General features: G+C 38.6%; 9 protein-coding genes. All 9 read left to right on the top strand.

All coding sequences use genetic code 11. The features are described from left to right. Positions 1-69 precede the first annotated feature (69 nt). A complete protein-coding gene (locus I1J71_RS03140) occupies positions 70-2,028 on the top strand; it encodes a peptide ABC transporter substrate-binding protein (RefSeq protein WP_195183685.1) in 1,959 nt (652 codons plus the stop codon). 142 nt (positions 2,029-2,170) lie between these two features. Then, entirely contained in the window at positions 2,171-3,265 is a 1,095-nt protein-coding gene (locus I1J71_RS03135; protein WP_195183684.1) for a cystathionine gamma-synthase, read from the top strand. A gap of 4 nt (positions 3,266-3,269) precedes the next feature. After that, positions 3,270-4,436: a MalY/PatB family protein gene (locus tag I1J71_RS03130; protein ID WP_195183683.1), complete on the top strand. Its 1,167-nt coding sequence runs from the start codon at positions 3,270-3,272 to the stop codon at positions 4,434-4,436. 92 nt (positions 4,437-4,528) lie between these two features. Next, on the top strand, positions 4,529-7,627 hold the full coding sequence (locus I1J71_RS03125; RefSeq protein ID WP_195183682.1) for a DEAD/DEAH box helicase: 3,099 nt from the start codon (positions 4,529-4,531) through the stop codon (positions 7,625-7,627). Between the two features lie 46 nt (positions 7,628-7,673). Continuing rightward, complete coding sequence (locus tag I1J71_RS03120) at positions 7,674-8,267, top strand: cystathionine gamma-synthase (RefSeq protein WP_195183681.1); 594 nt, start codon at positions 7,674-7,676, stop codon at positions 8,265-8,267. A gap of 11 nt (positions 8,268-8,278) precedes the next feature. Further along, entirely contained in the window at positions 8,279-9,613 is a 1,335-nt protein-coding gene (gene murC / locus I1J71_RS03115) for a UDP-N-acetylmuramate--L-alanine ligase (protein WP_195183680.1), read from the top strand. Between the two features lie 8 nt (positions 9,614-9,621). Continuing rightward, on the top strand, positions 9,622-10,137 hold the full coding sequence (locus I1J71_RS03110) for a GNAT family N-acetyltransferase (RefSeq protein ID WP_195183679.1): 516 nt from the start codon (positions 9,622-9,624) through the stop codon (positions 10,135-10,137). Further along, on the top strand, positions 10,134-10,628 hold the full coding sequence (locus tag I1J71_RS03105; protein ID WP_195183678.1) for a GNAT family N-acetyltransferase: 495 nt from the start codon (positions 10,134-10,136) through the stop codon (positions 10,626-10,628). Before I1J71_RS03110 ends, I1J71_RS03105 begins: the two co-directional genes overlap by 4 nt. An 82-nt stretch (positions 10,629-10,710) precedes the next feature. After that, positions 10,711-12,357, top strand: coding sequence for an endolytic transglycosylase MltG (mltG, locus tag I1J71_RS03100; protein ID WP_195183677.1), 1,647 nt, complete (start codon positions 10,711-10,713; stop codon positions 12,355-12,357). The last annotated feature ends 17 nt before the right edge of the window (positions 12,358-12,374 follow it).

The raw sequence follows: 12,374 nt of genomic DNA, 5'->3' as shown, positions 1-12,374 counted from the left end.
CATAAGACTTGACTAAAAAAAACAATAGCTGTATAATGATACAAAAATTTAAATTTGGAGGTTCTGTTTATGAAAAAGTCTAAGGCAAAATATCTGACGCTAGCAGGCGTTGCCCTAAGTGCCGGTCTGCTATTGGTGGCTTGTAGCAACTCAGCTAGTTCTACAAAGACATATAATTATGTATATGGTAATGATCCCTCAAGTCTTAACTATCTCCTAGAAAACCGTGCAACAACAGGTGATGTTGTGACAAACTTGGTTGATGGTTTGATGGAAAATGATCAATACGGGAACTACATTCCTTCATTGGCAGAAGATTGGACTGTTTCCAAAGATGGTTTGACTTATACTTACAAACTTCGTAAGGACGCCAAATGGTATACAGCAGATGGTGAAGAGTATGCACCTGTAACAGCACAAGATTTTGTGACAGGATTGAAGTATGCTGCGGATAAAAATTCAGAAGCCTTGTATTTAGTGCAAGATTCTGTTGCTGGTCTGGCTGACTACGTTAGCGGGAAAACAACAGATTTTTCAACAGTTGGAGTTAAGGCTATTGATGACCAGACTGTTCAATATACTTTGACTCAACCAGAACCTTATTGGAATTCAAAAACAACTGCAACTATTCTGTTCCCTGTAAATGCAGACTTCTTGAACTCAAAAGGGGATGATTTTGGTAAGGTGGATCCAGCAAATATCTTGTATAATGGTCCATTCATCCTCAAATCATTCACATCTAAATCTGTACTTGAATACAAGAAAAATCCAAACTATTGGGATGCAAAAAATGTATTTGTAGATGATGTCAAGTTGGCTTACTATGATGGAAGCGACCAAGATGCGCTTGTTCGTAACTTTAGCGAAGGTGTCTATAGTTTTGCCCGTCTCTATCCAAATAGTTCAAGTTTTGCAGGTGTGCAAGAGAAATACAAGGATAATATTATCTACAGTATGCAAACTGCGACTTCTTTCTACTTTAACTTTAACTTAGATAGAAAATCTTATAACCACACATCAAAAACGACAGACGCTGAAAAGACAGCTCAACAAGAAGCAGTTTTAAACAAATCATTCCGTCAAGCCATTAACTTTGCCTATGACCGTAAAGCTTATGGGGCTCAGTCACAAGGGGAAGAGGGAGCAACTAAGATTATCAGAAACTTGCTCGTTCCACCTTCATTTGTAACTCTTGATGGTAAAGATTTTGGTGATGTTGTCGCTTCTAAGATGGTTAACTACGGCCAAGTATGGCAAAATGTGAACTTTGCGGATGCACAAGATGCCTATTATAATGCTGATAAGGCCAAAGAAGCTTTTGCACAAGCCAAGAAAGAATTGGAAGCTAAAGGCGTACAATTCCCTATTCATCTAGACTTGCCAGTAGACCAATCATATAAGAAGGGTGTCCAAGAGGCAAGTTCCTTCAAACAATCTATCGAGTCTGTCTTGGGTGCAGATAATGTCGTCATCGATATTCAAATGCTGACTACAGAAGAAATGGATAGCATTGGTTATCTTGCTAACACAGCTGCCCAAAAAGATTATGACCTCTACAATGGTGGTTGGAGCCCTGACTACCAGGATCCATCAACTTATCTTGATACACTTAACCTAACAAATGGTGGTTCATTGCAAAACCTTGGCTTAGAACCTGGTGAAAGTAATGCTAAAGCAACTGCGGTTGGCTTGGATACCTACACTAAGATGCTAGAAGAAGCCAATGCTGAACAAGATTTGACAAAACGTTATGACAAATACGCTGAAGCACAAGCTTGGTTGGTGGATAGCTCTCTCACGCTTCCAAACGTATCTCTTGGTGGAACACCAGGAATCAGAAAAACAGTTCCATTCTCTGCTGCCTTCTCTCAAGCTGGTAATAAGGGTGTTGAATCCTACAAATACGTTAAACTGCAAGATAAGATTGTGACTACATCTGAATATGAAGAAGCTAGACAAAAATGGCTAAAAGAAAAAGAAGAATCTAACAAGAAAGCTCAAGAAGAATTAGCTAAACACGTTAAATAATGACTCTAAATTTAAAAACGGTAACCTTTGATGAGGTTATCGTTTTTCATATAGTTTTAAACTATAACTAGCTCTTGAAAACAAGAAAACGAAGGATCCAAAATAAGTGGTACAATAGTTACTATAGATTTGGAGGTAAAGTATGAGCAAATTATTTCATATCAACACAATTTTAGCCCAAGCAGGGATCAAGTCAGATAAAGCGACAGGTGCTTTGGTAACACCAATTCACTTTTCAACGACTTATCAGCATCCAGAATTTGGTCAATCAACTGGATTTGACTACACCCGCACCAAAAACCCAACTCGTAGCAAGGCAGAGGAAGTTTTGGCAGCTATTGAATCAGCCAAGTATGCTTTGGCGACTAGTTCAGGTATGTCTGCGATTGTGTTAGCCTTTAGCGTTTTTCCAGTAGGAAGCAAGATTTTGGCTGTCCGTGACCTTTACGGTGGTTCTTTCCGCTGGTTCAATCAAGTGGAGCAGGAAGGACGATTCCACTTTACCTATGCAAACACAGAAGAAGAGCTAATTGCCGAGCTAGAAAAGGATGTGGATGTACTTTATATCGAAACACCAACCAACCCTTTGATGTTGGAATTTGATATTGAAAAATTGTCAAAATTAGCTCATGCTAAGGGTGCTAAAGTTGTCGTCGACAATACCTTCTATAGCCCGATTTACCAACGTCCAATTGAAGATGGAGCAGATATTGTCCTTCATTCAGCGACAAAATACCTTGCAGGCCATAATGATGTTCTAGCTGGTGTAGTTGTGACAGATAATGCTGATTTGTACGAAAAACTCTTTTACAATCTCAACACGACAGGGGCTGTTTTGTCACCATTTGATAGTTATCAATTGATTCGTGGTCTTAAAACATTGTCACTTCGTATGGAGCGCTCAACAGCTAATGCTCAAGAAATCGTAGCCTTTTTGGAACAATCACCTGCAGTCAAAGAAGTTTTGTATACAGGTCGTGGGGGAATGATTTCCTTTAAAGTGGCAGATGAAAAACGTATCCCTCATATCTTAAATACTTTGAAAGTATTCTCTTTTGCTGAAAGTCTGGGTGGTGTTGAAAGTCTAATTACCTACCCAACCACTCAAACGCATGCAGACATTCCTGCAGAGGTTCGTCATTCTTATGGACTGACCGATGACCTTTTACGCTTGTCTATTGGTATTGAGGATGCTAGAGACTTGATTGAAGATTTGCGTCAAGCTTTGGAAGGATAAGACTATGGGGAAATATGATTTTACGACTTTGCCCAATCGTTTTGGACATCATACCTACAAATGGAAAGAAGCAGAGACTGACCGTCAAGTATTGCCGGCCTGGATTGCTGACATGGACTTTGAAGTCTTACCTGAGATTCGTCAGACTGTCCATGACTATGCTGAGCAATTAGTCTATGGCTATACCTATGCTAGTGATGGCTTGATTGAAGCTGTTCAAAATTGGGAGGAAAAACATCATGGATATCGCTTTGATAAGGATGCTCTAGTCTTTATCGAAGGAGTAGTACCTGCCATTTCAACAGCTATTCAAGCCTTCACCAAGGAAGGTGAAGCAGTCCTCATTAACACACCGGTTTATCCTCCTTTTGCTCGCAGTATTAAGCTCAATAATCGTAGACTAATCACCAACTCTCTAGTAGAAAAAGACGGACTTTTTGAGATTGACTTTGAACAATTAGAGAAAGATTTTGTCGAAGAGGAAGTGAAACTCTATGTTCTCTGCAACCCTCATAATCCTGGTGGACGTGTTTGGGAGAAGGAAGTCTTAGAGAAGATTGGACAACTTTGTCAACAACATGGAGTCTTGCTAGTTTCAGATGAGATTCACCAAGACTTGGCCTTGTTTGGAAACAAGCATCAGTCATTCAATACGGTAAATGAAGATTTTAAAGAATTTTCACTAATTTTAAGCAGTGCTACCAAGACCTTTAACATTGCGGGAACGAAAAACTCTTACGCTATCATCGAGAATCCTAAGTTGAGACTTGCTTTCCAAAAATGCCAGCTTGCTAATAATCAACATGAAATTTCAGGATTAGGATACTTAGCAACAGAAGCTGCCTATCGCTATGGGGAAGATTGGTTGACAGAACTCAAAGAACTAATCGAGAAGCACATCAATTATGTAGTGGATGTATTTGGCAAAGAAACCAAAATCAAGGTCATGAAACCTCAAGGGACCTATCTCATTTGGCTAGATTTTTCTGCCTATGATATTAGCGATGAAGAGTTAAGAAAGCTTTTACGTGACGAAGCCAAAGTTATCCTGAATAGGGGCTTGGACTTTGGTGAAGAAGGAGCCCTCCACGCTCGTCTCAATGTAGCCATGCCGACATCTGTCTTGGAAGAAGTTTGTCAACGAATCATTGCCACTTTTTCAAATTATTAAAAACCTAGCCTTTTAGGAGAAAAGTACTCCTAGAAGGCTATTTTCATAGACAGAAATGTGGTATAATTAAGAGATAAAGTAAAGGGGACACTATGGCTAAATTGATTCCAGGAAAGCTTCGAATGGAGGGAGTAGAACTCTACGAAACTGGTCAGATTGAAATCATTAAAGAACAGGACCATCGCATTTATGCGCGTGTAGCGGAGGAAGAAATCCGTTATAGCTTAGATGATGATTTGATTTTTTGTACCTGTGATTTTTTCAAAAAAAGAGGCTACTGTGTTCATTTGGCAGCTCTAGAATATTACTTAAAGAATGATCAGCTAGGACAGGAAATCTTACTCAATTTGGAGGCTAATCAGGAAGAGAAGGAGACTGTTGAGACACAGGTGACTTTCGGAGGAGAATTCTTGAAGTCTATCCAAGTTCCGCGGCAATCCAACATCTATCGGCTTTCTGCTCAAGGTCAGGTGGAAGCAGGAACCAATCGCATTATCTGGACTTTAAGAATTGGCCTTGCTCAGCAAGACAAGTTTTATGTGATTAGGGATATCCCTCTTTTCTTAAAAATCATAGAGTTTGCCAAACCCTACATGATAGGAAAATATTACGAGTCTTCATTAAGACTTGAACAGTTTGATAAAGCCAGTCAAGAAGTTTTGAATTTTTTACTTGGATTAGTTGAGGAGAAAACAGACAATTCTATTTTTTTCCCAAATCAAGGACGACATCTCTATTTCCCTAAAACCTTTTTTGAGCAGGGGGCTAGTCTGTTGATGGGATTAGATGTCTTTCAGTTTGACCATCAACTTTCGAGTTATCATCATCTTCTCTTCCAAGACTTTGATGGCCAAGCAAGTTTGTTTTTATTTAGAATTGAAGAAAAATCCAACTATTTTGAAATGGAAATTTTCGAACAGACAGGGCTTAATTTCTTTTACAGGGGACAAGTATTATTCTACAAGGGGAATTTTTTCCTGATGACGAAAAAACAGGCTAGTTTATTAGATGCGCTTAGAAAAGTTCCTTTAGACAATGGTGGCAGAAAGATCTTACAGTTTGATACTCGTGATCGAGATCTTTTAGCTTCGACCTTGTCACAGTTTAAATGCATAGGAAAAGTAGAGGCTCCTGATTCACTACAAATCCAATCCTTCCGTCCGTCTTTTTATATGGAACGAGAAGAGGATGGTTCTATTCGATTAGATATGCAATTTCAATATGAAACTTGCCTAGTAACCAATCGTAATGAACTAGAGAAACTTCCTTTTGCTAGTGACATTCAACTAGAGAAACAGATTTTTCAGTTGGCCTTATCTGCTGGGTTTGAAGCGGATTTTCGTTCGTGGCGTCAAAGCTTGAAAACTGAAGCTGTCCATTCTTTCTTTCAGGAAGTTTTACCAGCCTTTGCAGCACTTGGAGAATTAAAGATTTCAGAGAGCATGCAAGACCTTTATCAGATTCAAAAACCTCAAGTTCAGATATCATCAAAGGGAAGTCTTTTAGAAATTCAATTTGATTTTCAGGATATTGATCAAGAAGAAATCAATCGAGCAATGAAAGCTCTCGTTGCCAAGCAGGACTATTATATTTCTTCCTCTAGCCAGGTTTATTATTTTGATGAACAGACAAAACGTATTCGTCAGGATCTAGAGGATTTGGGAATTGAAGAGATAGAGAGTGACTCTTTTCACGCTCGCAAGTCTTTAGCGTATACCTTATCTCATCTGTTTAAGGATCAGGATCAAGTTACTTTTACTGATGAATTTCGTCATTTGTCGCATCATTTAACGCATCCTGAGGATTTTCCGATGAAGTCCCTAGATATTCGAGCCCAACTCAGGGATTATCAGAAAAAAGGGATTCAATGGCTTCAGATGTTGGACCATTATGGATTTGGTGGGATTTTAGCTGATGATATGGGACTTGGAAAAACCTTACAAGCCATCGCCTTTTTAAGTAGCCAACTTCAGGAGAATAGCCGTGTCTTGATTCTTGCTCCATCTGGTCTCATCTATAATTGGGCTGATGAATTTAAAAAATTTGCACCGAATTTGGATGTGGCTGTCGTACATGGATTGAAACCTTATCGCGAGACTATATTAGCAGAAAAACATCAGGTCTATGTGACCAGTTATGCCACTTTCCGTCAGGATAGTGAAATCTATCGAAATTTATCTTTTGATTTTCTATTTCTAGATGAAGCCCAAGTGATGAAAAATGCCCAAACCAAAATTGCTAAGATTTTGAGAAAGTTTGTGGTTCCATCAGTCTTTGCTCTTTCCGGAACACCAATTGAAAATAATCTAGGGGAATTATGGTCTATCTTTCAGATTGTATTGCCAGGACTTTTGCCAGCAAAAAAAGACTTTATGAAATTGCCTGCTGAGAGAGTGGCACAGTTTATCAAACCATTTGTCATGCGTCGAAAAAAAGAGGATGTTCTTACAGAGTTACCTGATCTAATAGAAGTCGTTTATAAAAATGAACTGGAGGACCAGCAAAAAGCTATCTATCTAGCTCAACTTCAACAGATGCAAGAGCGTTTGGGACAAGTGACCGATGCAGAATTTCAACGAAATCGTGTCGAAATTTTAGCAGGGCTCATGCGTCTCCGCCAGATTTGTGACACTCCTGACTTATTTATGGAGGATTACAAGGGAGATAGCGGGAAGCTAGATAGTTTACGAGATTTGCTGAGTCAGATTGCTGAGGGAAATCATCGTGTACTCATCTTCTCTCAATTTAGGGGAATGCTTGATCGTATCGAAAAGGAGTTGCCTCAGCTTGGCTTAACTTCCTTTAAGATTACTGGCTCTACACCATCACAGGAGCGTCAAGAAATGACCAAGGCTTTTAACCAAGGTGAGCGCGATGTGTTTTTGATTTCTCTTAAAGCTGGTGGAGTTGGTCTCAATCTTACTGGTGCGGATACAGTTATTCTGGTAGACTTATGGTGGAATCCGGCAGTTGAATCGCAGGCTATTGGCCGGGCCCACCGTATGGGACAAGACCAAGCAGTTGAGGTTTATCGTCTGGTAACTAGAGGTACAATCGAGGAGAAGATTCAAGAGTTGCAGGAAGAGAAAAAAAATCTGGTCTCAGAAGTATTGGATGGAACAGAGTCTCGTGGAAGTCTCACACTTACTGAAATTCAAGAAATATTAGGAATTTCTGAAGCCAAGACTTGAAAAATCAAGACTTTACGTTATAATGGAGTATTGAAAGGAAATAAAAATGAAGTTAGAACGATTTCCAATAGTGTCAGATGATGAGATCATGCTGACAGAGATGCCATTTATGAATTTATATGATGAGTCGGATCTCATTAGTAATATTAAGGGAGACTACCAAGATAAAAATTACTTGGAATGGTCACCAATTACTACTGAAAAAAAGTCACCGACTAAGGCGCCAGAGAAACTGCCTGAACACAAGGAAAAATCCTACGCTGAACTTGCTCGTGAAGAAGCAAGAGCTGATCTGAAACGAAAACGTTCAGCAAAGTATTTGACCCAAGATGTTAGTTTTACGAAACGTCATAAACCTTCAAATAATGTAGTAAGACAGGCAAATCAGCCAACAGCTCCTTTCCAAAAGGAAAATCCTGGTGAGCTTACCAAATATAGTGATAAACTAACTCAGAACCATTATATTTTGGCTGAAATGGCTCCACAGATGCAACAGACAACCAAAGAAGATCATCTTGGACCAAAGAAAAATAATTATGATTTTTTAAAGAAAAGCCAAATTTATAACAAAAAAGAGAATCAATCAGAAAAAGTACGTAAAATTGCTCAAGAGTTGAACTTGACAAATATGACAGAGTAAAGGGGAAAAAGATGGCAAAAACCTATCATTTTATCGGAATTAAAGGATCAGGGATGAGTGCTTTGGCCTTGATGTTGCACCAAATGGGGCATAAAGTCCAAGGATCTGATGTAGAGAAATACTACTTTACACAAAGAGGCTTAGAGCAAGCAGGAATCAAAATTTTGCCTTTTGATGAGAAGAATCTTCAAGGGGATATAGAAATCATCGCTGGGAATGCCTTTCGTCCAGATAACAACGTTGAAATTGCCTATGCAGACAAGAATGGTCTAAGTTATAAACGTTATCATGAATTTCTTGGCAGTTTTATGCGTGACTTTATCAGCATGGGAGTTGCTGGTGCACACGGTAAGACTTCAACAACCGGGATGCTTTCTCACGTTTTGTCACACATCACTGATACAAGCTATCTAATTGGAGATGGTACAGGTCGTGGTTCTGAAAATGCCAAGTATTTTGTCTTTGAATCAGACGAGTACGAACGTCATTTCATGCCATATCACCCAGAGTACTCTATTATTACTAATATCGACTTTGACCATCCTGACTATTTCACAAGCTTAGAGGATGTCTTTAACGCTTTCAATGATTATGCTAAACAAATCACCAAAGGTTTGTTTGTCTACGGTGAAGATGCTGAGTTGCGTAAGATTACGACAAATGCTCCAATCTATTATTACGGTTTTGAAGCAGAGGGCAATGACTTTGTAGCTAGCGAACTCCTACGTTCTACGACAGGTTCAACTTTTACAGTTCACTTCCGTGGTCAAGAATTGGGTCAATTCCACATTCCAACTTTTGGTCGCCACAATATCATGAATGCAACCGCTGTGATTGGTTTGCTTTATACTGCTGGTTTTGACTTGAATTTAGTGCGTGAACACTTGAATACTTTTGGAGGTGTTAAGCGTCGCTTTACAGAAAAGATTGTCAATGACACTGTTATCATCGATGATTTTGCTCACCATCCAACTGAAATCGTAGCGACTCTAGATGCTGCACGTCAAAAATATCCAAGCAAGGAAATCGTTGCTATTTTCCAACCGCATACCTTTACTCGTACAATTGCTTTGTTGGATGATTTTGCACAAGCCTTGAATCAGGCTGATGCAGTTTACTTAGCACAAATCTATGGTTCTGCTCGTGAAGTTGACCATGGTGATGTGAAAGTTGAAGATTTAGCAGCCAAGATTGATAAAAAACATCAAGTTATCACTGTTGAAAATGTGTCCCCTCTCTTAGACCACAACAATGCTGTTTATGTCTTTATGGGAGCAGGTGATATTCAGTCATATGAATACTCATTAGAACGTCTCTTGTCTAATTTGACAAGTAATGTTCAGTAAGGAACACCATGGAATTTCCAATTAAAATAAGGGAAGTTCAGCAATCTGATATCGAGCAGGTTTGCTTGATACAGGAGAGTACTCAAAACTTCCAAGAAACATTTAATAGAGAAATAATAGAAGAACGTATCCGTAATTTTGCGGATACGTTTCTCTTAGCTAGTTTGGATGATCAGGTTATTGCTTATATTTCAGCGACAGATTTTGCTACATCCTCAGTAAGTAGATGGATAGTAGAGATGGCAGATGGAGAAGCTATTAGTAATGAAAATCTTGTGATTGATGCTTTATCTGTTCATCCGAATTATCAAGGGCAAGGATTTGGAACCTTGTTGCTCGCAGCCATGAAACAAGTTGCTCTTCAACAAAATAGTCCAGCTATTTATCTGGTCTGTAAAGATGAATTGCTATCTTATTTTGAGATGAATGAATTTATAGAGCAAGGAATAGTAGATCTGGGAGTCGGAAATAAAGTTGATTTTCTCATGTGTTGGATGAATCCCTTTTATCAGGAGGAACTATGATTATTCGACAAGCTAGACTGAGTGATTTAGATCGTATTTTAGAGATTGAATTAGAGAATTTCTCAATTGAAGAAGCCATACCTAGGTCTGTTTTTGAAGCTCACTTAAAAGAGATTAAAACTAGTTTCCTTGTGGCTGAAAAAGATGGAGAGATACTCGGTTATATCGAAGGACCAGTAGTCCCTCATCGTTATTTACAAGACCAGTCTTTCACTAAAGAAATAAAAGACCATAGTCATCAAAAAGGCGGATATATATCTGTGACTTGTCTTTCTATAGCCAAAAAAGCTCAATCTCTAGGGCTGGGGAAAAAACTACTGACCGCTCTTAAAGAAGTGGCTCTTAGGCATGAACGAGAGGGGATCAATCTGACCTGTCATGACTACCTTATTGAATACTATGAGAAGCATGGTTTTGTCAATGAAGGAAAGTCTAAGTCCCAATTTGCGGGAGAAGAATGGTATGATATGGTCTGGGAAAATAGGAATTAGCGAGTAGAAAGGCTTCCAAGGTTGCTTTTCTCTGGTTTTTAAGATATAATATTAAGGATTATTAACAAGGAGGTAAATACCTTTGAGCGAAAATTCAAATGAAAAAAAGTTGAGTTTTAAAGAGCAGATCTTGCGAGACTTAGAACGATTAAAGAATGAGGAAAATTTAACAGAACAAACAGATGACCTCTTATCAAATTTGATGAACTCTTCTGATGCAGAAACGGAAGAACGAGTAATAACTCCTGAAGAAGAACTGATTGCTAATTCTGTTTCAAATGTTGAACAATTGATTGAGAATGCACCTGTGGTTCCTCCTCGTCCAGACCTTAAAGAGGAAGTTGCAGAAGAAGCTGCGAAAGAAGTATCCGTTGAGTCACCTCAATCAATCTCAGATAACGATGAAATTAATTCGATACCAACTAAGGTTTCAGTTTCCTACCGTACTCATGAAAAATCACTTGAAGATAAAGGAACTGTAAGTTTTGCCACTAACCAAGAAGAATTAACATCTGGAAATGCTCATCCGGAGAATACTGAGGCAGATGAACTTCCTAAAAGAAGTCGTAGAGAGTCTACGAAACCAGCAAAGAAAAAGAAAAAATCCCACTTGAAAGGATTTTTAGTCACAGTATTAATTTTACTGATTCTATTAGGTGCTGGTGGTTTCTTTGGACTTCGCTATGCTGAATCAGCCTTGCAACCAGTGGATCCAAGTTCTAAACAATATATGACTGTTCAGATTCCAGATGGATCTAATGCTCAAGAAATTGGTTCAACTTTGGAAAAATCTGGTGTCATTAAAAACGGTTTGGTCTTTACACTTTATGTCAAATATAAAAACTATAATGAATTAAAATCTGGCTATTATAACCTACAAAAGAGCATGAGTGTTGAAGATGTCATTAAAGAGTTGCAAAAAGGTGGCACACCTGAACCTCAAGAGGTTACACTTGCAAACTTGACTATTCCAGAGGGATATACTTTAGAGCAAATTGCTCAGACTGTAGGCCAACTTCAAGGGGACTTTAAGGAACCTTTGACAGCGGAAGCATTTTTGGCTAAAGTTCAAGATGAGACCTTTATTGCTCAAGAGGTTGCCAAATATCCAAACCTGCTTGCAAGCTTGCCAGCCAAAGATAGTGGTGTTCGTTACCGTTTAGAAGGTTATCTTTTCCCTGCGACTTTTACAATCAAAGAAAGTACAACTGTTGAAAGTTTAATTGATGAAATGCTAGCTGCAATGGATAAAAACCTATCTAGTCACTATGCTACAATCAAAGAAAAGAACTTAACAGTGAATGAACTCTTAACAATTGCCTCTCTTGTTGAGAAAGAAGGAGCAAAAACAGAGGATCGTAAGTTGATTGCTGGTGTATTCTATAATCGTTTGAACCAGGGTATGCCACTTCAAAGTAATATCGCTATCCTTTACGCAGAAGGGAAACTTGGTCAAAACATCAGTCTTTCTGATGATGCAGCTATTGATACTTCAATTGATTCACCATACAATGTCTATACAAAAGTAGGTCTAATGCCTGGACCAGTTGACAGCCCTAGCTTGGATGCTATCGAATCAAGTATCAATCAAACAAAGAGTGACTATCTCTACTTTGTGGCCAATGTTCAAGATGGTAAGGTTTACTATTCAACAACACTGGAAGAACATGATCGAAATGTTCAAGAACATATTAATAGTAAACTAAACCAATCAAATAGCACAAACTAAAATTATGTGGTTTTCCA

The sequence above is a fragment of the Streptococcus infantis genome (assembly GCF_015546995.1).
Lineage (GTDB): Bacteria > Bacillota > Bacilli > Lactobacillales > Streptococcaceae > Streptococcus > Streptococcus infantis_J.
This window is presented reverse-complemented; position numbering and strand designations above follow the sequence as displayed.